Origin of the sequence: Pseudomonas sp. KnCO4 (genome assembly GCF_045344305.1) — a bacterium.
GTDB classification, from domain to species: domain Bacteria; phylum Pseudomonadota; class Gammaproteobacteria; order Pseudomonadales; family Pseudomonadaceae; genus Aquipseudomonas; species Aquipseudomonas anuradhapurensis.
This window is the reverse complement of the sequence record NZ_CP174199.1, coordinates 3,326,404-3,349,311: the sequence shown is the minus strand read 5'-3', so window position 1 is coordinate 3,349,311 and position 22,908 is coordinate 3,326,404. Positions and strand designations below refer to the sequence as shown.

Genomic DNA, 22,908 nt, shown 5'->3' with positions numbered 1-22,908 from the left:
ATGGGCTTGCTTATCGCCGGCTAAGCATAGCCCCGGGCCGCTACGGTAAAACTGCTTCAGGTCATGCTCAGAGGCGCTGCGTATGCCGCAAAAAGAAAAGCCCGCGGCAAGGATGCGGCGGGCTGTAAGAACATTAGGGAGCAGGGCCAGTGTGCCCAGCCGGATGTCGGCATTTTGTGAAGCTCAGGTGATGGGGGTGTCACGCATGGCTCAGGTCAAGCTGGCTGATCACGCACACCGAGCCGTCCTCGGGCGGCGTGGAATCGGTGTAGTCCACCTGGTTGTACACCCCGCCATGGAAGTTCAGCGTGCGCGTGGCCCAACTGCCGCTGAGCTGAAGTCCCGACGTCGTGCCGGTGCGGCCATTGCAGCTGGCGCTGACCGTGCAGGCACCGGCCGCTGTTACTTCGATGGTGATGTCGAAACGAGCCCCTAGCGGGACGTCGGTCAGTACCGTGCTGCTGCTGGTAGTGAGCTGGTTGAACTCGGTACGGAAACCGACGGTTATTCTGGCCTTGTTCCAGAACACCTTGATAGGTGGGCTGTCATCGTCTTTGACATGCAACTGGGAAATCACCACTTTCTGCGCCAGGTTGACCTTCTCCAGGACCATGGTCTGGTGGTTGCGGTGCCGGGCAGCGCTGTTCAGTGCCCAGTAGACGGGTTCCTTCCACTCGCAGCGGGTGCGGTGGGTGCTTTTGCTGGAGGCGCCCTTGGTCGGGGCGGTCAGGCGCACCGAGCCATCACTCAGGCGGGCAACCACCTCGGGCAGCGTGGCCAGCGCCTGGGCGCCGGTCAATTCCAGGGCGACCGGGTCGGTGGCGGATTTGGCTACAGGGGTGGTTATGATCAGGGTGTCGATGTTTACAGTCATGGATGTTCTCCTTGAAAAAACAAAGGTCCTGCATCATTTGCGAGCGTGGCCAGCATGGGCCGGGTTCCCTGTGATTTTCCCTGCATTGGACGAGGGGAGAATGGCAGCCAAAAAAAGCCCGCCGGGAAAGGCGGGCAAGCAACGTTCGAAGGGAGAGCCTGCAGGTTGGACTCGGCCGGTTAACCCAGCATTAAACGGTAATGCATTGACCTGTGCGGTTGATCAGCCTATACAGGCCTGCCACGAGCCCAGGAGCCAGCATGCACGACGAAGATGACCTGCACGAACCCGAGCATGATCACCTGCTTGATCACGAATTCCTGTACGACGACGGTGAAGCAGAAGCCGATGCCCGAGGCATCGAGGATGACATCGAGGAAGACGAAGAAACGCTGGATGACCTCGATGACGAAGAGCGCGATCACCCAGCGTGGTTCGACGACTGTGAAGAGGAGTGATTCAGCGACCGTCTACTGAAAAACGCCCGGGGCCGCTGACGGCCAGCGCCAGCAGGCCGCCCATGATGCTGAGGTTTTTCAGGAACTGGGTCAGGTTGGCACTGCGCTCCGGGTCGGCCATGTTCCAGAACGGGTGGCCCAGCAGCGCGGTGCCCAGTACGAACAGGGCGAACAGGAACGCCAGTGGCCGGGTGTAGAAGCCGAGGATCAGCAGAATGCCGACAACGAATTCCATGAGCACGGCAATTGCCGCTGCCAGCATCGGGGCAGGGGCACCCAGCGAGGTCATGTAGCCGACCGTGCCGTCGAAACCGGTCAGCTTGCCCCAGCCAGACAAGAGGAACAGGATCATCAGGGTCACTCGGGCGACCAGCAGGAGCATGTCGCGTTGACCATCGAACAGTGAGTAGCGCATGGCAGCGTTCCAGTGGACCAGTACATGCTCCACTCTAGCAGCTGCGGCGAGGCTTGCTGGCGCGCAACAAAAAGGCGCCTTAAAGGCGCCTTTTCAAAGGAATTTGGTGCGAGTGGCGGGACTCGAACCCGCAAGGCTCACGCCGACAGATTTTAAGTCTGCTGTGTATACCAATTCCACCACACTCGCACGCTTGAAGGGGTCGTGAGGACCGGCTCGCTTCTAAGCAGAAGGGCTTTGCATTCAAGCGCGCTTTATAACCCATCGTTATAGTTGCGTCAACCGCAGCACCTATGATCAACAGAGAAGGGGTCGATCGAAGGGGTAGTTGACACCTTGCCGTCAACGCGCCAGTTTCCCCCTTTCATTGGATCCAATGAGTGTGCGGCGATGACTCAATCCGAAGCTTCGCAGCGTATCCTGTACCAACGGCTTTTGTGGTGGCTGCTGTTCGCGCACGTGCTGGTGTTGGGCGCCTTTCTTTACGTTTGCCTGATCAGCCTCGGCGTGTACCTGGTGATGCTGGGGTTCGATGCCGGACACGCGCAGTCGCAGCAGCTGATGGCTTTGGCCGGCGGGGGCTTTATACTGCTGGTCAGCCTGTGGCTGCTCAAAGTGACGATGCCGTGGTGCATCGGCTCGGTATCGGTTGACGCCGAGCACTGAGCTTCGCTTACCCTGCGGGCCCAGCCACGCGCGAGCAGGCTGGTGGGTGAGTTCGGCCACGTGTATTTTTCCTTTCCTGCCGTACCGGTGGAGTTTGCATGGTTTCAGCCGACTGTCTCGACCCCGTCATGCCTGACCACCGCTATGAGCAATTGGTCCAGTCGGTGGTGGACTACGCCATCTATATGCTCGACCCGGCCGGCCATGTGGTGTCATGGAATGCCGGTGCGCAACGCATCAAGGGCTACCGCGCCGATGAAGTGATCGGCCAGCATTTCTCATTGTTCTTTACCCCGCAGGATTGCGCCGAGGGCCTCCCGGAGCGCTTGCTGCGCCAGGCGCTGGAGCAGGGCGGGGCGCAGGACGAAGGCTGGCAGGTGCGCAAGGACGGCACGCAGTTCTGGGCCTTGGCCGCGCTGCATGTGATCCGCGATGACCAAGGCCAGGTCGTTGGCCTGGCCAAGGTCATCCGCGATATCACCGACCGCCGCGAGGCGGCGCTGCAACTGGACGCGGTGCGTGCCCAGCTGTTCCAGGCCCAGAAGCTGGAAGCACTGGGCCAACTGACCGGCGGCCTGGCCCACGATTTCAACAACCTGTTGACCATCATCATCAGCTCGGCGCACCTGGCGCTGTCCACCAAGGACCCGGCACGCGCCCAGCGCATGCTGCAGCACATTCTCGACGCCGGGCAGCGGGGTACCGAACTGACCCAGCAGTTGCTCAGCTTTGCCCGCCATCGCACGTTCGATGTAACCCGCGTCGACCCGGCCAGCCTGGTCGCCGCCACACGCGGCCTTCTGGAGCATGCGCTGCCGGGTTCGATCGAGCTGAAGGTGCTGTTGCAACCGGACCTGCCGCTGATCGAGGTGGATGCCGGGCAGTTGCAGATGGTGCTGCTCAACCTGCTGTTCAATGCCCGCGATGCCATCGCCGGGCAGGGCCGGATCGGCTTGACCGTCGATGTGGTCGAGCTGGCTGGCGAGGTGGAAGGACTGCACGGCGGTTTTGTGCGTTTCGAGGTGGAAGACAGCGGCGAAGGGATTGCGCCAGCAGTACTGCCGCGCATCTTCGAGCCGTTTTTCACCACCAAGCCCTTTGGCAAGGGGACCGGCCTGGGCCTTTGCCAGGTGTACGGCTTCGCCAGGCAGAGCGGTGGCGCAATCCGTGTCGAGAGTGAACCCGGCCAGGGAACTTGCATGCAGCTTTACTTGCCAATCTATCAGGACCAGACACACAGCCAACTCGACAGGTAGATACCATGGCTCAGGCACTCAGGCGGCTGGTGACGGGCATCGAAGGGCTCGATGCGTTGTTGAAGGGTGGCCTGGTGGCCGGTGCGTCCTACATCGTGCAGGGCCCGCCGGGGGCCGGCAAGACCATTCTTGCCAACCAGCTGGCCTGCGGGCATGTGCGCGGCGGTGGCCGGGTACTGGTGGCGACCTTGCTCAGCGAGTCGCACGAGCGGCTGTTTCAGTACCTGGCGACCCTGGAATTCTTCGACCCGTCGCTGGTCGGCGACCCGATCCAGTTCGTCAGCGCCTTCGATACCCTGGAGCAGGAGGGCCTGGACGCGGTGGTGCGGCTGCTGCGCCAGGAAATCGCCCGGCAACAGGCCAGCCTGTTGATCGTCGATGGCGTGCTCAATGCCCGCGTGCGGGCAGAAACCACGCTGGATACCAAGAAGTTCGTCTCCGAATTGCAAGGCCATGCGGCGTTTGCCGGCTGCACCGTACTGCTGTTGACCAGTGCGCGCCTGGAAGAGGGCAGCCCGGAGCACACCATGGTCGACGGCGTGATCGAGCTGGGCGAGCAACTGTTCGGCAGCCGTGCCGTGCGCCATATCCAGCTGCGCAAGACGCGCGGCAGTGCGGCGCTGTCGGGGCGCCACGAATGCCTCATCGATGAAGCCGGCCTGCACGTCTACCCGCGCCTGGAGTCGCTGTTCGGCCACCCCAGCTCTGCGGGCACGGCCACCCGTGAGCGGGTCAGCTGCGGCGTGGCAACCCTGGATGAAATGCTTGGCGGTGGCCTGGCCACGGGCTCGGTCAGCCTGCTGATCGGGCCCTCCGGTATCGGCAAGACCTCATTGGGCCTGGCCTTCCTCGGTGCCAGCAGCCCGCAGGCGCCGGGGCTGCATTTCGGCTTCTACGAAACGCCGGAACGCTTGCGTATCAAGGCCGCGTCGTTGGGGCACGATTTTGTCGCGATGGAGCAGCGCGGCAGCCTGCAGCTGTGCTGGCAGCCAACCACAGAAGGCCTGCTCGATCAGGTCGGGGCGCGCCTGCTGGAGCGGGTCGAGGCACAAGGCAGTAAGCGCGTGCTGATCGACAGCCTGGGGGCGTTCAGCCGCCTGGCCATCGACCCGGCGCGGCTCAATGCATTTTTCCGCGCCTTGACTGGCGAGCTGCGCGCGCGTGACGTCAGCGTGATGCTCACCTGGGAGATGCGCGATATCTTTGGCGCGGAAATCAGCGCCCCGGCGCCAGACCTGTCGAGCATCGTCGACAACCTGATGCTGATGCGTTTCGTCGAGCTGGATTCGCAGCTGCGGCGCATGCTGTCGATCCTCAAGGTGCGTGACAGCCATCACGACCCGGCCTTGCACGAGCTGCAGATCGGGCCACAAGGCCTTACCTTGCGCAAGGCGTTCGAAGGCGCCTGTGGTGTGCTTTCAGGAACGCCGGTGCCACAGGGAAGTGGCTGACGGGGCGGGCCAATGAACACCATCCTGATCGTCGATGACGAATACCTGATTGCCGATATCCTCGGTTTTGCCCTGGAGGACGAAGGCTTTCTGGTAGTAAAGGCCAGCAATGGCTTGAAGGCCCTGGAAGCGCTGAAGGAGAAGGAAAAGCGCGTTCAACTGGTAATTACCGATTTCATGATGCCGCTGCTCGACGGTAAGGAACTGGTGCGTTCGATGCGCGAGGACCCGGACCTGAGCAACCTGCCGGTCATCCTCATGAGTGGGGCGCAAGCCAACCAGGGGGACCCGGAACTGTTCGCCGCGGTGTTCGACAAGCCGTTCGACATGGACGGTATGATCGCCAAGGTGCGCGAACTGCTCGGCACCTGAGGCGCGGGGCGGTCAAGCGCGTCCGTGCGGCTTGAGGCAGGTCGCTCAGTGCGAGTCGTCGTGCTTTTCCGGGGCCGGGCTGCCGGCCTGGATACGCTTGAAGATCTCTTCACGATGGACCTGGACATCTTTCGGTGCATCGATACCGATCCTCACCTGCATCCCCTTGACGCCCAGAATGGTGACTTTGATGTCATCATTGATGACGATGCTTTCGCCAACCTTACGGGTGAGTATCAGCATGTAGTTCTCCTTGGTGATGTAAAAGTCCGTCGGGCTAGTTGCCACGGCGGCGGGAGCTTGTCCCTCTTCCTTCTCATTAAAGACGCTTTCGGCGGATAGTAATTCCCCGACAGACAAATTCTGTTGCGTGTCTTCAGTCGCAGGTGCCGAAGCAAACCGCCAGGGGTTTGTCGGCCAAGGTGCTCGGTGGCAAGAATAGGGGGCTTGGCGCCCAATGGGAAATTTCTTCGCATCATGGGCTGAATAGACCAGGTTAATGGTCCGGCTGTTCCTCAAGTGCCTGAAGAAATAGCAACAACGCCACTTCTTCACGGTCCAGGCCCTTGCGCACGCGGCTTTTTGGCAAGTTGGCCAGGCGCCCTGCGGCAAAGTGTTGCAGTACTGCCGGGTGGATATAACAGCGCCTGCATACCGCCGGTGTGTTGCCCAGGCGCGTGGCCACCTGGCGGACGATGGCGCTGACCTGGCGCCTGGCTTCGCTCTCGGGCTCCCAGGCCAGCGGCCGCAGCAAGGCCAGGGCCAGGCGGCTGCCGGCCCAGGTGCGGTAGTCCTTGGCGGTGAAGTCGGCACCGGTCAACTGTTGCAGAAACTGGTTCACCTCGCTGGAGCCGACGCTATGGCGTTGGCCGTCTTCATCCAGGTACTGGAACAGCGCCTGGCCGGGCAGCTCCATGCAGCGCTTGAGCAGGCTGGCCAGGCGCCGGTCGTTGAGGGTGACGTTGTGTTCGACGCCACGCTTGCCACGGAACTGGAAGCGAATGGTGCTGCCTTTGACTTGCACGTGGCGGTTGCGCAGGGTGGTCAGCCCGTAGGACTGGTTGTCACGCAGGTAGCGTTGGTTACCGATGCGGATCAGCGTGTGGTCGAGCAGGCTGACCACCAGGGCCATGACCTTTTCCCGATCCAGGCCCGGGCGGGCCAGGTGCGCCTCCAGTTGTTTGCGCAGCTTCGGCAACGCTTGGGCAAAGGCCAGCATGCGCCCGTACTTGTGCTGGTCGCGCAGCTCTCGCCATTGGGCGTGGTAACGGTATTGCTTGCGGCCACGGGCGTCGCGCCCGGTCGCTTGCAGGTGGCCCTGCGGGTCGGCGCATATCCACACGTCGGTGTAGGCCGGGGGGATCACCAGTGCGGCGATACGTGCCAGGGTGTCCGGGTCACGTACCCGCTGGCCTTCGGCGTCCAGGTAGATGAAGCGGTCCCGCCAGCGTCGGCGGCTCAGGCCAGGCTGGCTGTCATCGACGTAATGCAGCGTTGCGGGGAGCGGGCAGTCGGGCATCGGCAGCAGGCCTCGATCAGGTTGACTGATCAATGGACAGCGGCCACGCGGTGGATGCTCAGCCCAGCAAGGCCACCGACTTGATCTGGGCGAACAGCAGCTGGCCCGGGTGCAGGCCGAGTTGGTCTGCCGAGAAGCGGGTGATACGCGCCAGCAGGGCATTGCCGTTGGCATCCAGGCTGACCAGCACATGGGCCGGGTTGGCCGCCGGCTGGCTTTGGCGCACGCGCACCGGCAGGCGGTTGAGGATGCTCGAGGTGCCATCGGCAGTCAGCGCAAGGCTGATGTCACGCGCCTGCACCTTGACCCGCAAGGTGCTGCCCATCACCTGGGCCGGGTGGGCGATGCGCAGCAGCGGCCCATTGTTGCCAGGCAGGCGCAGGGTGAGCAGGTCGTAGTGTGGGTCGTGGCCCACCACTAGGCCGTCGAACACCACGCCGGCGTCCTCGCCCTGGGCCAGCGACAGGTCGAGGCGGGCCAGGGTTTCGCCGACCGGGCCGCTGGCCACCGCCTGGCCTTGCTCCAGCAATACCAGGTGGTCGGCCAGCCGCGCCACTTCGTCCTGGGCGTGGCTGACGTACACCAGGGGGATGTCCAGCTCGTCGTGCAGGCGTTCCAGGTAGGGCAGGATCTCGCGCTTGCGTGGCCCGTCGAGGGCCGCCAGCGGCTCGTCCATCAGCAGCAGGCGCGGGCTGCTGAGCAGGGCGCGGGCGATGCCCACCCGCTGCGCCTCGCCACCGGACAAGGTCGCCGGCCGGCGTGCCAGCAAATGGCCGATGCCGAGCAATTGGCAAGCCTGGTCGAGGCTGACCTTGCGCTCGGCAGGGGCCACCCGGCGCCAGCCGAATTCCAGGTTGCCGCGCACCGTCAGGTGGGTAAACAGGCTGGCCTCCTGAAATACATAGCCGACCGGGCGCAGGTGCGGGGGGCGGAAGTAGCCGCGCGCGCTGTCTTCCCAGACGTCGCCGTTGACCTCGATATAGCCACTGGCGGCCCGTTCCAGGCCAGCCAGGCAACGCAGGCAGCTGGTCTTGCCAGAGCCCGAGTGGCCGAACAGTGCGCTGATGCCACGCCCGGGCAGGTGCAGGTCGACCGCCAGGGTAAAGTCGTCGCGGGCCAGTTTCAGGCGCGCCACAATCGATCCGCTCATGTCAGCTCCAGCCAGCTTTGCCGCGCCGTCCGGCGTACAGCATCAGCAGCACCAGGAAAGAGAACAGCAGCATGGCGCCAGCCAGCCAGTGCGCTTGCGAATAGGCCATGGCCTCGACATGGTCGAAGATCTGCACCGAGACCACCCGGGTCTTGTCCGGGATATTGCCGCCAATCATCAACACCACGCCGAACTCACCCACGGTATGGGCGAAGCCGAGGATGCTGGCAGTGATGAAGCCTGGGCGGGCCAGTGGCAGCACCACGTGGACGAAGCTGTCCCAGGGGCTGGCGCGCAGCGTGGCGGCCACTTCCAGCGGGCGCTGGCCGATGGCGGCGAACGCATTCTGCAACGGCTGGACCACGAACGGCATGGAGTAGATCACCGAGCCGATCACCAGGCCGCTGAAGCTGAACACCACGTTGCCCAGGCCCAGCGCCTGCGTCGCCTGGCCCAGCCAACCCTGCGGGCCGAGGGCGATCAGCAGGTAGAAACCGATCACCGTGGGCGGCAGCACCAGCGGCAAGGCCACCAGTGCGCCCACAGGGCCGCGCAGCCACGAGCCCGTGCGCGCCAGCCACCATGCGATCGGCGTGCCGACGATCAGCAGGATCAGGGTGGTCAGGCTGGCCAGTTTCACGGTCAGCCAGATGGCCCCCAGGTCAGTGGCGTCCAGCGGCATCAGAGTTCATAACCGTAGGCTTTGATGATTGCCGCGGCCTTCGGGCCTTTCAGGTACTCGACCAGGGCCTTGGCGGCGGGGTTGTCCCGGCCTTTTTCCAGGACTACCGCGTCCTGGCGAATGGGCGCGTGCAGGGACGATGGCACGATCCACGCCGAACCGCTTGCAAGCTTGCCATCCTGGTAGATTTGCGACAGGGCGACGAAGCCCAGCTCGGCGTTGCCGGTGGAGACGAACTGGAACGCCTGGGTGATGTTCTGCCCCTCGACCAGCTTGGGCCGGGTGGCCTCGGTGAGTTTCAGCTTGTCCAGCACCTGGACGGCGGCCAGGCCGTAAGGCGCGGTTTTCGGGTTGGCGATGGCCAGGTGCTGGTAGGCGTTGTGCTGCAGCACCTGGCCTTGGTTGTCGACATAACCAGGCTTGGCCGACCACAGGGCCAGGGTGCCGATGGCGTAGGTGAAGCGCGAACCTGGAACGGCGGCCTGTTCCTGCTCGAGCCTGGCCGGTGTGCTGTCGTCGGCGGCGAGGAAAACCTCGAACGGGGCGCCATTGCTGATCTGGGCGTAGAACTGCCCAGTGGCGCCATAGGCGGCGATCAGCCTGTGGCCGGTGTCGTGCTGAAAGTCCCGGGCGATAGCCTGCATGGGGGCGGTGAAGTTCGCTGCGACCGCCACCTGGACTTCGGCGGCCCAGGCTGTGTTGAGGGTGAGCAAGCTGGCCAGGGCGGTGGCAGCCAAGTGGAGAAGGCGGGTACGCATGAACGCAGCTCCTTGGGCTTATCGTTATATCCTCAACTATATAGCGATAGACCGGGGGCGTGGAAGGGGGCATCGGCAGGCCCGGCCAGTTCGCCGGTAAACCCGTCCCTACAAGTACTGCACAGCGTCCGAATGGTGTGATGACCCTGTAGGCGCGGGTTCAGCCGCAATGAGGCCGAGCCTGCCTACGAGAAGGCTGGCCGCCCGACCACGGCCAGCGCTTTCTCGGCAATTTCGCGGGTCAACTGGCCCGCCGGGCGGTGCCGGCCCAGGCGCAACGCCTGCCCCGACCACAGGTTGCTGAAATCGCTGTTGCCCTGTGGCTCGGTGATCGCCCGTAACGGCATCAGTGCACCACCGGCCAGCGGGAAGCGCGGTGCCAGTTCGCTCATCGGCCCCAGCTCGCGCATGAGGCGGTTGTTGATGCCGCGCGCCGGGCGGCCGGTGAACAGGTTGGTCAGCGCTGTGTCGCTGGCGGGCGCGCTGTCCAGTGCCTGGCGATGCGCCGGCGAGACCTTGGCCTCGGGGCAGAACAGGTAAGCCGTGCCGATCTGCACCGCCGAGGCCCCCAGGGCCAGCGCTGCGACCAGGCCGCGGTGGTCGGCGATGCCGCCAGCGGCAATCACCGGTACGCTGACCGCATCGGCCACCTGTGGCACCAGGGCAAAGGTGCCGATCTGGCTGGTGATGTCGTCGCTGAGGAACATGCCGCGATGGCCGCCCGCTTCATAGCCCATGGCGATGATCGCATCACAGCCATGGCCTTCCAGCCATACCGCTTCTTCCACGGTGGTGGCGCTGGACAGCACCTTGGCACCGCTGGCCTTTACCCGTTGCAGCAGCTCGCGCTGGGGCAGGCCGAAGTGGAAGCTCACCACCTCCGGGCGCAATTGTTCGACCAGTTGGCAGCTCTGCTCATCGAAAGGCGCGCGGTTGGATACGGGGGTGGGGGCTGCGAAATCCGCACCCACTTCCTGGTAATACGGCTCGAGTGCCTGCTTCCAGCGTGCATCGCGTTCGGCATCGGGCGCTGGCGGCTGGTGGCAGAAGAAGTTCAGGTTCAGCGGCCGGCCCGGGCACCCGGCACGGAAGGCGGCGATTTCGGCGCGCACCTGGTCAACCGTGAGCATGGCGCAGGGCAGGGCCCCCAGCCCACCGGCAAGGCCCACGGCAATGGCCATGGGCGCACCGCTGGCGCCCGCCATCGGCGCCTGGAGAATGGGCAGTTCAATGCCCAGCAGGTCGAGGATACGGCGGTCGGGCCAGTGGCTCATGCGGTTCTCCTTGCGCGGGCGAGCGGGGCGGCGGGGGCGGGGGTTACAAGGCTTTGCTGACCTGGATGTCGCTGATCTTCTCGGCGTCTTCGCCGTGGATCTTGCGCAGGGCTTCCAGGGCTTGCTCGAGGGAGGCGTCGGGCATCTGCGCGAAGTCCCAGCGGCGCTGGCCGTCGAGTTTGTATTTGATGACGTACTTGGTGGTCTGGGTCATGGTGGCCTTACCTGAGTTTCGACGACGAACGACGGACGATCTTGATCTTGTGGGTCAAGGTTGGCTTGCGGGTCACCGAGATCGGGCGCGTGGTCACGGTATCGATGGTGATGTTCCAGAAGCCGGTACTGGGCACGGTGATCTTCGCCGGGAACTTGTCGAAATGGCCGCCGTGGTAGGTGTGACGGCCGCCGTTCTTGAAGCTGCGGAAGTTGGCGTCGTTCATCAGGCGGATGTTGCAGCGCTGGGAGCACTCGATGACGACGATGTCGTCCTCGTTCAGGTGCTCGCGCTGGTGTACGAATTTCATGTGATGCTCCGCAAGGATTGGTTCTGCAAAGGCAAACGATACCACGATGTCGGGTTACACTGCCGCGCTGTTCGGCCAGGCGCAGATAAATCTGCCAAAGCAGGGAGCAAAACCGCCTGGTCGTGGTCGAAGCGGATTCTTGATGGCAGAGGTGCTGCAAATGAAGTGGATGGTGGCGGCGTTGTCGCTGACGCTGGGTGGCTGCGTGAGTGTCGCGGAGCTGGAACAATCGCATGAAACGCTGGATGTTATTTCTGGCAAGTCTCCGCGCGCCTATGCCGATTGCGTCAAGCACAAGCTGGCCGATACGCGTGACCCGCTGCAGGAAGAGCAGCGTGGCGATGGCCTGCGCCTGATCGTGCCGCAGAAGCTCAGCGCGGGCGCGGGCCCGGCGGCGCTGGTGGACATCGACAAGCGTGGCAGCGGCAGCAGCATCAAGCTGCACGAACGGCTGAACAACTTCCCGCTGCGCCTGGGCGACGTGCGCACCGCGGCCACCCAATGCATCTCCGGGAGTTGATCCAGGGCAACTGATCGTGCTCCTTTTGCTTATATGTTTTAGGCCTAAGCATATAACAATAGAAAAGGAGATTCGTGATGACACCCTTGAGACGTGTCGTGGTCGGCAGCTTGCTGATCCTGGCCTGGCCTGCGGCGCATGCCGCCGATGGCCAGAAGGTGTTCACCCAGGGCGGGGCCAACCCCGCCGCCATGGCTTGCCTGGGTTGCCATGGCCCGGACGGCAAGGGCATTGCCGCTGCCGGCTTTCCGCGCCTGGCCGGGCTGCCGGCCGGCTACTTGCGCAAGCAGCTGCATGACTGGCGCAGCGGCAGCCGCAAGCAACCGGTGATGGAGCCGTTGGCCAAGGCGTTGAGCGAGGACGAGATCGACGCGGTCAGCAACTACCTGGCCAGCCTGCCGGCCAGCCCCGCCGGCGAACTGCGCCGTCAGCAGATCGCCAATGACCCCACCACCCGCATGGCCCTGTACGGCGACTGGAGCCGGCAGATACCCGGCTGCGTGCAATGCCACGGCCCGGGCGGCAGCGGCGTTGGCGAGCACTTCCCGCCCTTGGCTGGCCAGCCCGCCAGTTACCTGATGGCGCAGCTCAATGCCTGGCGCGATGGCAGCCGCAGCAATGACCCCAACCAGTTGATGGTCGGTGTGGCCAAGGCCATGACCGATGCCGAGGTCAAGGCCATTGCCGAGTTCTTCGCCCGCCCCGCCAGCCAGGAGGTCACGCCATGAAACCGCTGTTTCCAACCCTGCTGCTACTGGCCATGGGCAGCGCCCAGGCCGCGCAGATTGCCATGGAAGACCAGTCGCAGTTGAAAGTGCCAGGCGTGCAGGCCGCGCCGCAGTTCGTGCCGCCAGCCGAAAGCGACTTGCCCGACAATGCCTTCGGCAAGATGGTGCGTGAGGGGCATGCATTGTTCGTCGATACCCGCCAGCTGATGCCTGAGGCCGTGGGCAACGGCATGAACTGCAGCAATTGCCACCTCGACCAGGGCCGGCTGGCGCATTCCGCGCCGATGTGGGGGGCGTACCCGATGTACCCCGCATACCGCAAGAAAAACGACAAGGTCAACACCTACGCCGAACGTATCCAAGGGTGTTTCCAGTTCAGCATGAACGGCAAGCCGCCGGCCGCCGACAGCCCGCAGATGACGGCGTTGGCAGTGTATTCGTACTGGTTGTCGACCAAGGCGCCGACGGGCGTGGAGATAGCCGGGCGCGGTTACCCGGAGGTGGCGCAGCCCAAGGGCGGCTACGACTTCAAGCGTGGCCAGCAGGTGTACCGCGAACAGTGCGCGATCTGCCATGGCGACAATGGCGAAGGGCAGAAGGTGGCCGGCGAATACGTGATGCCGCCGCTATGGGGCAAGGACTCCTACAACTGGGGGGCCGGGATGCACCGCATCAACACGGCGGCGTCGTTCATCAAGTACAACATGCCGCTGGGCAAGCCGGGCAGCCTCAGCGACCAGCAGGCCTGGGACGTGGCGGCCTGGATCAACCGCCATGAACGGCCGCAGGACCCGCGCTTGGTAGAGGGTTCCATCGAGAAGACACGGCTGAAGTTCCACGCCAATGACGGGGTGAACCTGTATGGGCAGAAGCTGGACGGGGTGCTGATCGGCCAGGGCAGCGGTAGCTGATGGCCGGTACCGGGCTCGTCGCGGGTGGGCCTGCTGCGCCCAGGGGCTGTACAGTTTCGCATGCTGTTGCAGTACCCTGTGGAAGCGGGTTCAACCGCGAGGAGGCCGGTACGCTCGAACGCCACTGCTGCCCTCCAAGGTTATCTATGACAGCAATATTTACGTTCCCTTGGAACTATCTACACTGGGTTATCTCTATCTTCCCAACGGTCGGCCAGCGGTAGGGCATTGTAAGGTGACTGCCGCCTGATTAGACTGCGCCGAATTCCACAGGCCTAGCCTTTTGTAAGGACGTATATGATCAAAAAATGCTTGTTCCCGGCAGCCGGTTACGGCACCCGCTTCCTGCCCGCTACCAAAGCCATGCCCAAGGAAATGCTGCCGGTGGTCAACAAGCCACTGATCCAGTATGGCGTTGAAGAGGCACTGGATGCCGGTCTGAACGAGATCTCCATCGTTACCGGGCGCGGCAAGCGTGCCCTGGAAGACCACTTCGACATCAGCTACGAGCTGGAAAACCAGATCAAGGGCACCGACAAGGAAAAATACCTGGTCGGTATCCGTCGCCTGCTCGACGAGTGCTCGTTCTCCTACACCCGCCAGACCGAAATGAAAGGCCTGGGCCACGCCATCCTCACCGGCCGCCCGCTGATCGGCGACGAGCCGTTCGCCGTGGTGCTGGCGGACGACCTGTGCGTCAACCCGGAAGGTGACGGCGTGCTGACCCAGATGGTCAAGCTGTACAACCAGTTCCGCTGCTCGATCGTCGCCATCCAGGAAGTCGACCCGCAGGAAACCAACAAGTACGGCGTGATCGCCGGCGACATGATCCGTGACGACATTTTCCGGGTCACCAACATGGTCGAGAAGCCGAAGCCGGAAGACGCCCCGTCCAACCTGGCGATCATCGGCCGCTACATCCTCACCCCGGATATCTTCGATATCATCGCCAACACCCAGCCGGGCAAAGGTGGCGAGATCCAGATCACCGACGCGCTGATGCAGCAGGCACAGAACGGCTGCGTGATTGCCTACAAGTTCAAGGGCAAGCGTTTCGACTGTGGTGGTGCCGAAGGCTACATCGACGCCACCAACTTCTGCTTCGAGAACTACTACAAGACTGGCAAGGCTTACTGATAAGCCTGCTGGCCGCAGAGCCACCCTTCGGGGTGGCTTTTTTGTTTGCGGCCGCCAACGGCGTTATGCTGGGCGCCTGCCTAGGAGACTGAATACATGGCCTACGATTTTGATCTGTTCGTGATTGGCGCCGGGTCCGGCGGTGTGCGCGCGGCGCGCTTTGCCGCCGGCTTCGGGGCGAAAGTGGCAGTGGCCGAGAGCCGCTACCTGGGCGGTACCTGCGTGAACGTCGGCTGCGTGCCGAAAAAACTGCTGGTGTACGGCGCCCACGTTGCCGACGAACTGGAGCAGGCAGCAGGTTTCGGCTGGACCCTGGAGGAAGGGCACTTCGACTGGGGAACGCTGATTGCCAACAAGAACCGCGAAATCGAACGCCTCAATGGCATCTACCGCAACCTGCTGCTCAACAGCGGGGTCACCCTGTTGCAGGGCCATGCGCGGCTGACCGGGGCCAATGAGGTGGAAGTGGAAGGCCAGCGCTACAGCGCCAAGCACATTCTCATTGCCACCGGTGGCTGGCCACAGGTGCCGGACATCCCCGGCAAGGAACTGGCCATCACCTCCAACGAAGCGTTCTACCTCAAGGACCTGCCACGCCGGGTGCTGGTGGTCGGCGGCGGTTACATCGCGGTCGAGTTCGCCGGCATTTTCCACGGCCTGGGCGCCACCACCAGCTTGCTGTATCGCGGCGATCTGTTCCTGCGTGGCTTTGACGGCTCGGTGCGCACCCACCTCAAGGAAGAGCTGGAAAAGCGCGGCCTGGACCTGCAGTTCAACGCCGACATCCAGCGCATCGACAAGCTCGAAGATGGCAGCCTCAAGGCCACCCTCAACGACGGCCGCGAGTTGCTCGCCGATTGCGTGTTCTACGCCACCGGCCGCCGGCCGATGCTCGACAACCTGGGCCTGGAGAACACCGGCGTGGAACTGGACGCGCGCGGCTTCATCCGGGTCGACGATCAGTACCAGACCACCGCAGCGTCGATCCTGGCCATCGGTGACGTGATCGGCCGCGTGCAGCTTACCCCGGTCGCCCTGGCCGAAGGCATGGCCGTGGCGCGGCGCCTGTTCAAGCCCGAGCAGTACCGCCCGGTGGATTACCGCAACATCCCCACGGCAGTGTTCAGCCAGCCACCGATCGGTACCGTGGGCCTGAGCGAAGAGCAGGCCCTGGAAGCCGGGCACAAGGTGCAGATCTTCGAAAGCCGCTTCCGCGCCATGAAGCTGACCCTTACCGACATTCAGGAGAAGACCCTGATGAAACTGGTGGTCGATGCCGAGACCGACAAGGTGCTGGGCTGCCACATGGTCGGCCCGGACGCCGGCGAGATCATCCAGGGGCTGGGCATTGCCCTCAAGGCCGGTGCCACCAAACAGCAGTTCGACGAGACCATCGGCGTTCATCCGACTGCCGCCGAAGAGTTCGTTACCCTGCGCACCATCACCCGCTGATGGCACCCGGCGGGAAGCATGGTCTCGTCTGCACGTGGTCATGCTTCCTACCTCGGGGGGGTAATTTTCAACTCCCCGACTGCTGAGTCAGCCTACATTTTTCCCGCCTCACCTTACTGATACTGCACCGCGCCGCATCCAGCGGCAGGGGCCCGGCAGCCAATGCCTGGCTATTTTCACGAGTAAAGAAGGTGACTATGAACTCGAAGTCGTTGCTTGCAGGCTGCTGCATGCTGTTGTTCTGGGCGCAGGCGGCACACGCTGATACTGGCGTAATCAGTTTCGATGGCCGCGTAGACGCGCCAACCTGTCAGGTCAATGGTGGTAATGGCGACCTGGCGGTTTCGTTGCCTCCGGTGAACGCGACACGGCTTGCCAAACCCGGCCAAACATACGGAGACACGCTCTTCCAGCTGAATCTCAGCAACTGCTCCCCAGGCGTTACCAGCGTGTCGACCTATTTCGAGTCTGGCTCGACCATCAGCCCGGAAGGGCGCCTCATCGTGGATGCGGGCGGTAGCGAGAATGTCCAGGTGGAACTGCTCAACGATCAGCAGGCACCGATGGACCTGGCGGCGCCGAAGGGCGCGCAGAATTCGCAGTGGGTGTCGATCGTCAGCGGCAATGCCACATTGCGTTACACCGCGCGTTACTACTCCACCGGTGGCACTACGCCTGGCTTGGTGGCTACCCGCGTGGCGTACTCGCTGGACTACAAGTGACATTTCTCTGAAGGCAGCCCGCTCCAGGGCTGCCTCTTTTTCGTTCCAGAGCACCTACTCATGCGATTTTTCTTCACCGCCTTGCGGCGCGGCTTGCTGCTGGCCGTCTGCCTGGCATCGCCGCCGCTTGTCGCCGATGTGGTCATCGCCAACACGCGGGTGGTCTTCCCTGCCGATCAGTCGGAAGTCACGGTCAAATTGAGCAATGTCGGCAGCAAGCCCTCGCTCGTGCAAGCCTGGGTCGACGATGGCCGGCCACAGGCCCAGGTGCTGGATCTGCAAGTGCCGTTCAACGTGATGCCCGCCATGTTCCGCCTGGATGGCGACAAGGGCCAGAGCCTGAGGCTTTTTCATGACGGTGATGCCATGCCGGCGGACCGCGAAAGCCTGTACTGGCTCAATGTCCTTGAAGTGCCGACCAAGCAGTCGGGTAATGCCATGCAGGTGGCTATACGTTCGCGCATCAAATTGCTGTATCGGCCGGTGGGGCTGCGGGGGAAAGCCGTCGAGGCCCATCAACGGGTCACCTGGCATTTGCGCCCTGATGGCAAGCAATGGGTACTGATGGCCGAGAATGCCAGCCCTTATGTCGTCAACCTGGCCAGCGTGAGCCTGCAGCAGGACGGCAAAGCCCCGCTGGAGCTGGAACCTCACCATCTGCTGCCATTCGCCAGCACCCGCTTTGACGTCGAGCGCCTGGCTGGCCAGGCAACCGTTCGCCTGCGCTATGCGTTCATCGATGACTACGGCGCGGTGCGTGATGCGTCGCAAGCGGTGACCGTGCGCCAGGGAAACTGAGGTTGGTGTACGATGCGTCAGCAATTGCGATCCAATGGTCATTACCCTGTGGCCGTAGCTGTGTTGAGTGGCCTGCTCGCCACCCCGGCAAGCGCCGTCGAGTTCGATGCCGGGCTGCTGCGCCAGGGAACCTCAGCCGACCTGAGCCGTTACGAACACGATGCAATAGTGCCAGAGGGCACCTACTCGCTCGATGTGACGCTGAACCAGCAGTGGCTGGGCCGCCACCTGGTGCCCTTGCGGGTGCAGGGGCAAAGCGATCAGGCGACACCTTGCTACAGCGAAGCCTTGCTGCAAAAGCTCGGCGTCGACCTGCGCCGCCTCGGCCGGCAGAGTGCCGATCGGCTCGTGCAGGACGGGGCCTGCGCAGGCCTTGGCAGTATCGTTGCAGATGCCACGGAAGCGCTGGACTTCGCCGACCTGAAGCTGAACCTGAGCATCCCGCAGCAAGCCCTGCGGCGCCTGCCCAGCGGTTACCTGCCAGCAGAGAACTGGGACAGCGGGGTTACTGCCGGCTTCTTCGACTACCGCCTGAACCTGTATGAGCAGCATGATCTCGAGCAAGGCGATGCCACCCGCCAGGCCTATCTGGGCGTGCGCTCCGGCTTCAATATGGGTGCTTGGTACTGGCGGCACGAAGGCAGTTGGCAGGCGTCCTCCGGCAGCCCTTCGCGTTATCAGGCCAGTGCAACCTCGTTGCAGCGGGATATTCCCGCCTGGGCTGCGCAATTGACCATCGGCGACAGCTATAGCCGCTCGGACGTATTCGAGAGCAGCGCCATGCGCGGCCTACTGCTGGGCAGTGACCAGCGCATGTTGCCGGAGCAGCAACGCGGCTTTGCCCCGGTGGTGAGAGGGGTCGCGAACAGCGTCGCGTTGATCAGCATTCGCCAGCGCGGCGTGCTGATCCATGAGTCCACCGTTGCGCCGGGCCCGTTCGAGATCGACGACCTGTACGCCAACGACTTGCAGGATGACCTTGAGGTGACGCTGCGCGAGGCCGATGGCAGCGTTCGCACCTTCATCCAGCCCTACGCTGCCGCGCCGCTGGCATTGCGCCCTGGCGCGAGGCGTTTTGAACTGGCCAGCGGCGTCTGGCGTCAAGCGTTTGGGCGCTCGGGCCCAGGCTTTGTGCAAGGCAGCTGGCAGCAAGGCCTGGACAATCACTTGAGCGTACACGGCGGTACCTGGTTGGCCGAGGATTACCTGGCCAGTGCCATGGGGGTCGCGATGAACACCGGGCTGGGTGCCCTGGGCCTGACCGGGTATCACGCCAGCGCCGAGCCTGCCCGCCATCGCCAGGTGCGTGGCCAGGCTTGGCGCTTGAGCTGGCGCCAGCGCCTGGGCACTGCCGGTACCGACCTGAGCGCGACGTTGACCCGCAGCGAGGGGCCAGGCTACTACAGCTTCAACGACTATGCCCGCGCCGTGGCGGGTGCGCGCATCGACCCGCTGCGTTGGCAGGCCGGCCTGGGGGTGGATCAGCCCGTGGGCGAGCGGGGCGGTCGCTTCACGTTGCGCGCCAGCCTGCGACAGCGTTGGGCCGGCAGTGGCCGTAGCGAGAGCTACAGCGTTGGCTACAACAACCACATCGGGTCGCTCAGCTATGGCATCAACCTGAGCCGCGAGCAGGCCGTGACAGGCCATGCCGTCGACGCCGTCATGTTCAATGCCAGCCTGCCGCTTGGCGAGCGCCGTCGGTCTTCGCTCAGTACGGCGCTGCACAGCGACTCTCGCGGGCAGGGCAGCGCCAGCGTTCGTTGGCGAGGCGTGTCCGGTGAGCATGGCCAATGGGGCCATGGGCTGGCGCTGGTGCGCCAGGAAGGCGAGCGGGCCGACAGTGGCTTCGACGCCAACCTGCAGCACCGCGGGGCGAGTGGCGATATCCAGGGGTCGTTGTCGAGCCGGCGTGGCTATCGCCAGGCGACGCTGGGCGCGCAGGGTGCCGTGGTCGCCCATGCCGGTGGCTTGATCAGCGCACCGCCGCTGGGCGAGAGCTTTGCCATCGTGCATGCACCCGGCGCCGATGCTGCGCGCCTGCGCCAGCACCCGCAGGTCAGCCTCGACCGGCGCGGCTACGCGGTCATGCCGGCGCTGGTGCCCTACCAGGTCAATACGGTTGAACTCGACCCCAAGGGCATGTCCCGCGATACCGAGTTGCAACTGACCGCCCAATCGGTGGTGCCACGCGCTGGTGCTGCCTCGTTGCTGCGTTACCCGACGCGCAGCGGTCGCCAGTTCACCCTGCGGGCGCGTTTCGAAGATGGCAGCGCGCTGCCGTTCGGCGCGCTGGTGTTTGCCGGGCAGGCCATCGGGCAGGATGAGTTGGGCATGGTCGGGCAGGGGAGCCGCCTGCATGTGCGCACCGACAGGGATGCCGGCACACTGCTGGTCAAGTGGGGGGATGCGCCTGATGAGCAATGTACATTGGCCTACCAGCTCGACAGCCAGCAGCAGGTGCACACCTGCAGGCGCGGGGAGGCTTAGAAGGCAAAGCCTCTATCAAGACAGACGCTTTATAGCCAAAACCAATGATGCGCATGAGGTTTGCCAATGAGCCTAATCAGCGACCAGCGGTTAGGATTCTCTCCGTCAACTGATTCCAACCCCATGAAGGAGCGTCTCTCATGCCTATCATCAACAGCCAGGTCAAACCGTTCAACGCCACCGCCTACCACAAGGGCGAGTTCGTCCAGGTCAGCGAAGCCGACCTGAAAGGCAAGTGGTCTGTCGTGTTCTTCTACCCGGCCGACTTCACCTTCGTCTGCCCGACCGAACTGGGTGACCTTGCTGACAACTACGCCGAGTTCCAGAAGCTGGGCGTGGAAATCTACGGTGTGTCCACCGACACCCACTTCACCCACAAAGCCTGGCACGACACTTCGGAAACCATCGGCAAGATCCAGTACCCGCTGATCGGTGACCCGACCCACGTCATTTCGCGCAACTTCGACGTGCTGATCGAAGAAGCCGGCCTGGCTGATCGCGGTACCTTCGTGATCAACCCGGAAGGCCAGATCAAGATCGTCGAACTGAACGACGGTGGTGTAGGCCGCGATGCTGCCGAACTGCTGCGCAAGGTGAAGGCTGCCCAGTACGTTGCCGCCCACCCGGGCGAAGTGTGCCCAGCCAAGTGGAAAGAAGGCGAAGCCACCCTGGCGCCGTCGCTGGACCTGGTCGGCAAGATCTAAGTCCGTGAGCAAGCCGTGGGCGGCGAGCAGCCGCCAAAGCTGAATGCTCTACCGCCCCGTATAAACGCCCGGGCGCTATCGCCTGGGCGTTTTTGTATCCGAGTTATGAAAAAGGAATCGCCCCGTATGTTGGACGCCACGCTTAAATCGCAACTGAAAACCTACCTGGAGCGGGTCACCCAGCCGATCGAGATCGTTGCTTCCCTCGACGACGGCGCGAAGTCCCGCGAATTGCACGACCTGCTGGTGGAGATCGCCGGCCTGTCGAGCCTGATTACCCTGCGCGTGGATGGTGATGACGCCCGTCGTCCATCGTTCTCGCTCAACCGCCCGAATGGCCAGATCAGCCTGCGCTTTGCCGGCATCCCCATGGGCCACGAATTCACCTCGCTGGTGCTGGCCCTGCTGCAAGTCGGCGGCCACCCGTCCAAGGCCAGTGCCGAAGTGATCGAGCAGATCCAGGCATTGGAAGGCGAATTCACCTTCGAAACCTACTTCTCGCTGTCGTGCCAGAACTGCCCGGACGTGGTCCAGGCGCTGAACCTGATGGCCGTGCTCAACCCCAACGTGCGCCACGTGGCGATCGACGGTGCGCTGTTCCAGGCCGAAGTGGAATCGCGCAAGATCATGGCGGTGCCGAGCATCTACCTGAACGGTGAAGTGTTTGGCCAGGGCCGCATGGGCCTGGAAGAAATCCTCGGCAAGATCGACACCAACGCCGGCGCTCGCCAGGCCGAGAAGATCAACGCCAAGGACGCCTTCGACGTGCTGGTGGTCGGCGGTGGCCCCGCCGGCGCCTCGGCGGCCATCTATGCCGCACGCAAGGGCATCCGCACCGGTATTGCCGCCGAGCGGTTCGGTGGCCAGGTGCTCGATACCCTGGCCATCGAGAACTTCATCTCGGTGCAGGAAACCGAAGGGCCGAAACTGGCCACGGCCCTGGAAGAACACGTCAAGCAGTACGACGTCGACATCATGAACCTGCAGCGCGGTGAAGCGCTGATCCCGGCCACCGATGGCGGCTTGCATGAAGTCCGCCTGGCCGGCGGTGCCTCGCTCAAGGCCAAGACCGTGATCCTGGCCACCGGTGCGCGCTGGCGCGAAATGAACGTGCCCGGCGAGCAGGAATACCGCGCCCGTGGCGTGGCCTACTGCCCGCATTGCGATGGCCCGCTGTTCAAGGGCAAGCGCGTGGCGGTGATCGGTGGTGGCAACTCGGGGGTGGAAGCGGCCATTGACCTGGCCGGTATCGTCGCCCAGGTGACCTTGATCGAATTCGATAGCCAGCTGCGCGCCGATGCGGTATTGCAACGCAAGCTGCACAGCCTGCCGAACGTCAAGGTGATCACCAGCGCGCTGACCACCGAAGTGTTGGGCAATGGCGAGAAAGTCACCGGCCTGCGCTACCAGGACCGTACCACGGAGCAGCAGCACGAGGTGGCGCTGGAGGGCATCTTCGTGCAGATCGGCCTGCTGCCGAACACCGACTGGCTGAAAGGCACCGTCGAGCTGTCGCCGCGTGGCGAGATCATCGTCGACGCCAAGGGCCAGACCAGCATCCCGGGGGTGTTCGCTGCCGGTGACGTGACCACGGTGCCGTACAAGCAGATCGTGATTGCCGTGGGCGAGGGCGCCAAGGCTTCACTGGCGGCCTTCGATCACCTGATCCGCACTTCGGCACCAGCGTAAGCCTGGGCCGGCCTCTTCGCGGGCAAGCCCGCTCCCACAGGTACTCCACACTTTTTCAATGCCAGTGGAGAACCTGGTGGGAGCGGGCTCGCCCGCGAATGCGTCAGAACTGGCAAAGCTCATCTTGAGGGTGTCTATGATTACTGCAGACACCTTCAGGAACCCGACCCATGACCCTGATCAGCCGCGAACCCTGGTGGCTAGTCCCGCCCAAGCCCGGGCAACAAGAGCAAGACCTGCACTGGGGCTACCTGGAAATCTACGCCGACGGCCGCACCGTGTTCGTCGACCAGCGCCCCACCGACCGGGAGCTGGCCGAGCGCAAGAGCTGCCGTAACTTCCCCGACCCGGAGCCGTGACG

26 protein-coding genes and 1 tRNA gene are annotated in these 22,908 nt (G+C 63.8%); 16 read left to right on the top strand and 11 right to left on the bottom strand.

Annotated elements, in window-relative coordinates:
* Positions 1-199: 199 nt before the first annotated feature.
* Positions 200-874, bottom strand: coding sequence for a polysaccharide lyase family 7 protein (locus tag ACJA3S_RS15735; protein WP_406819198.1), 675 nt, complete (start codon positions 872-874; stop codon positions 200-202).
* A 260-nt stretch (positions 875-1,134) separates the two neighbouring features.
* Here ACJA3S_RS15735 and ACJA3S_RS15730 point away from each other — a divergent pair, with 260 nt between their 5' ends.
* The gene (locus ACJA3S_RS15730) at positions 1,135-1,332 is read left to right on the top strand and encodes a hypothetical protein (protein WP_406819197.1); all 198 of its coding nucleotides are present in this window, start codon (positions 1,135-1,137) and stop codon (positions 1,330-1,332) included.
* A 1-nt stretch (position 1,333) separates the two neighbouring features.
* On the opposite strand, the gene ACJA3S_RS15725 is transcribed toward ACJA3S_RS15730, so the two are convergent.
* Together ACJA3S_RS15725 and ACJA3S_RS15720 are read right to left on the bottom strand one after the other, a co-directional pair.
* Positions 1,334-1,747: a DoxX family protein gene (locus ACJA3S_RS15725; RefSeq protein WP_406819196.1), complete on the bottom strand. Its 414-nt coding sequence runs from the start codon at positions 1,745-1,747 to the stop codon at positions 1,334-1,336.
* 104 nt (positions 1,748-1,851) lie between these two features.
* Positions 1,852-1,936 (bottom strand) — tRNA-Leu (locus ACJA3S_RS15720).
* A gap of 201 nt (positions 1,937-2,137) precedes the next feature.
* On the opposite strand from ACJA3S_RS15720, the gene ACJA3S_RS15715 reads away from it, so the two are divergent.
* The 4 genes from ACJA3S_RS15715 to ACJA3S_RS15700 all read left to right on the top strand — a co-directional run bounded on the left by ACJA3S_RS15715 (position 2,138) and on the right by ACJA3S_RS15700 (position 5,492).
* Positions 2,138-2,413 (top strand): hypothetical protein, encoded by a 276-nt coding sequence (locus ACJA3S_RS15715; protein ID WP_406819195.1) that lies wholly within the window; start codon positions 2,138-2,140, stop codon positions 2,411-2,413.
* Positions 2,414-2,511: 98 nt separating this feature from the next.
* Entirely contained in the window at positions 2,512-3,669 is a 1,158-nt protein-coding gene (locus ACJA3S_RS15710; RefSeq protein WP_406819194.1) for a nitrogen regulation protein NR(II), read from the top strand.
* Between the two features lie 5 nt (positions 3,670-3,674).
* The gene (locus tag ACJA3S_RS15705; protein WP_406819193.1) at positions 3,675-5,120 is read left to right on the top strand and encodes an ATPase domain-containing protein; all 1,446 of its coding nucleotides are present in this window, start codon (positions 3,675-3,677) and stop codon (positions 5,118-5,120) included.
* A 12-nt stretch (positions 5,121-5,132) separates the two neighbouring features.
* Positions 5,133-5,492, top strand: a complete 360-nt coding sequence (locus ACJA3S_RS15700; protein ID WP_406819192.1) for a response regulator — start codon at positions 5,133-5,135, stop codon at positions 5,490-5,492.
* A gap of 45 nt (positions 5,493-5,537) precedes the next feature.
* On the opposite strand, the gene csrA is transcribed toward ACJA3S_RS15700, so the two are convergent.
* The 8 genes from csrA to ACJA3S_RS15660 form a co-directional block, all read right to left on the bottom strand.
* A complete protein-coding gene (gene csrA, locus ACJA3S_RS15695) occupies positions 5,538-5,735 on the bottom strand; it encodes a carbon storage regulator CsrA (RefSeq protein ID WP_004375914.1) in 198 nt (65 codons plus the stop codon).
* A 253-nt stretch (positions 5,736-5,988) separates the two neighbouring features.
* Entirely contained in the window at positions 5,989-7,011 is a 1,023-nt protein-coding gene (locus ACJA3S_RS15690) for a DNA topoisomerase IB (protein WP_406819191.1), read from the bottom strand.
* Positions 7,012-7,069: 58 nt separating this feature from the next.
* Positions 7,070-8,161, bottom strand: coding sequence for a molybdenum ABC transporter ATP-binding protein (modC, locus tag ACJA3S_RS15685; RefSeq protein ID WP_406819190.1), 1,092 nt, complete (start codon positions 8,159-8,161; stop codon positions 7,070-7,072).
* Between the two features lies 1 nt (position 8,162).
* Complete coding sequence (modB, locus tag ACJA3S_RS15680; protein WP_406819189.1) at positions 8,163-8,843, bottom strand: molybdate ABC transporter permease subunit; 681 nt, start codon at positions 8,841-8,843, stop codon at positions 8,163-8,165.
* Positions 8,843-9,601 carry a molybdate ABC transporter substrate-binding protein gene (gene modA, locus ACJA3S_RS15675; protein WP_406819188.1) on the bottom strand — a complete coding sequence of 253 codons (759 nt, stop codon included), beginning with the start codon at positions 9,599-9,601 and terminating at the stop codon, positions 8,843-8,845. The genes modB and modA overlap by 1 nt, the downstream gene beginning before the upstream one ends.
* Before the next feature lie 185 nt (positions 9,602-9,786).
* Positions 9,787-10,875, bottom strand: coding sequence for an NAD(P)H-dependent flavin oxidoreductase (locus ACJA3S_RS15670; RefSeq protein WP_406819187.1), 1,089 nt, complete (start codon positions 10,873-10,875; stop codon positions 9,787-9,789).
* 43 nt (positions 10,876-10,918) lie between these two features.
* Positions 10,919-11,089, bottom strand: a complete 171-nt coding sequence (locus ACJA3S_RS15665; protein ID WP_196187986.1) for a hypothetical protein — start codon at positions 11,087-11,089, stop codon at positions 10,919-10,921.
* A 7-nt stretch (positions 11,090-11,096) separates the two neighbouring features.
* On the bottom strand, positions 11,097-11,399 hold the full coding sequence (locus ACJA3S_RS15660) for a DUF1883 domain-containing protein (protein ID WP_004375922.1): 303 nt from the start codon (positions 11,397-11,399) through the stop codon (positions 11,097-11,099).
* A 160-nt stretch (positions 11,400-11,559) separates the two neighbouring features.
* Between ACJA3S_RS15660 and ACJA3S_RS15655 the strand changes: the two genes are divergently transcribed.
* The 11 genes from ACJA3S_RS15655 to ACJA3S_RS15605 all read left to right on the top strand — a co-directional run bounded on the left by ACJA3S_RS15655 (position 11,560) and on the right by ACJA3S_RS15605 (position 22,906).
* A complete protein-coding gene (locus tag ACJA3S_RS15655) occupies positions 11,560-11,919 on the top strand; it encodes a hypothetical protein (protein WP_170030434.1) in 360 nt (119 codons plus the stop codon).
* A 77-nt stretch (positions 11,920-11,996) separates the two neighbouring features.
* Positions 11,997-12,647, top strand: coding sequence for a c-type cytochrome (locus tag ACJA3S_RS15650; protein WP_406819186.1), 651 nt, complete (start codon positions 11,997-11,999; stop codon positions 12,645-12,647).
* Complete coding sequence (locus ACJA3S_RS15645) at positions 12,644-13,558, top strand: c-type cytochrome (protein WP_406819185.1); 915 nt, start codon at positions 12,644-12,646, stop codon at positions 13,556-13,558. The genes ACJA3S_RS15650 and ACJA3S_RS15645 overlap by 4 nt, the downstream gene beginning before the upstream one ends.
* A gap of 297 nt (positions 13,559-13,855) precedes the next feature.
* Positions 13,856-14,695, top strand: coding sequence for a UTP--glucose-1-phosphate uridylyltransferase GalU (galU, locus tag ACJA3S_RS15640; protein ID WP_406819184.1), 840 nt, complete (start codon positions 13,856-13,858; stop codon positions 14,693-14,695).
* A 96-nt stretch (positions 14,696-14,791) separates the two neighbouring features.
* Positions 14,792-16,147 carry a glutathione-disulfide reductase gene (gorA, locus tag ACJA3S_RS15635; protein WP_170030431.1) on the top strand — a complete coding sequence of 452 codons (1,356 nt, stop codon included), beginning with the start codon at positions 14,792-14,794 and terminating at the stop codon, positions 16,145-16,147.
* 197 nt (positions 16,148-16,344) lie between these two features.
* Complete coding sequence (locus ACJA3S_RS15630; RefSeq protein ID WP_406819183.1) at positions 16,345-16,869, top strand: fimbrial protein; 525 nt, start codon at positions 16,345-16,347, stop codon at positions 16,867-16,869.
* A 60-nt stretch (positions 16,870-16,929) separates the two neighbouring features.
* Positions 16,930-17,667, top strand: coding sequence for a molecular chaperone (locus ACJA3S_RS15625; protein ID WP_406819182.1), 738 nt, complete (start codon positions 16,930-16,932; stop codon positions 17,665-17,667).
* Positions 17,668-17,679: 12 nt separating this feature from the next.
* Positions 17,680-20,154, top strand: a complete 2,475-nt coding sequence (locus tag ACJA3S_RS15620) for a fimbria/pilus outer membrane usher protein (RefSeq protein WP_406819181.1) — start codon at positions 17,680-17,682, stop codon at positions 20,152-20,154.
* A gap of 140 nt (positions 20,155-20,294) precedes the next feature.
* Positions 20,295-20,858 carry an alkyl hydroperoxide reductase subunit C gene (gene ahpC, locus ACJA3S_RS15615; RefSeq protein WP_054884952.1) on the top strand — a complete coding sequence of 188 codons (564 nt, stop codon included), beginning with the start codon at positions 20,295-20,297 and terminating at the stop codon, positions 20,856-20,858.
* Between the two features lie 126 nt (positions 20,859-20,984).
* A complete protein-coding gene (gene ahpF / locus ACJA3S_RS15610) occupies positions 20,985-22,547 on the top strand; it encodes an alkyl hydroperoxide reductase subunit F (RefSeq protein WP_406819180.1) in 1,563 nt (520 codons plus the stop codon).
* 170 nt (positions 22,548-22,717) lie between these two features.
* Entirely contained in the window at positions 22,718-22,906 is a 189-nt protein-coding gene (locus ACJA3S_RS15605) for a hypothetical protein (RefSeq protein WP_170030426.1), read from the top strand.
* Positions 22,907-22,908: the final 2 nt, after the last annotated feature.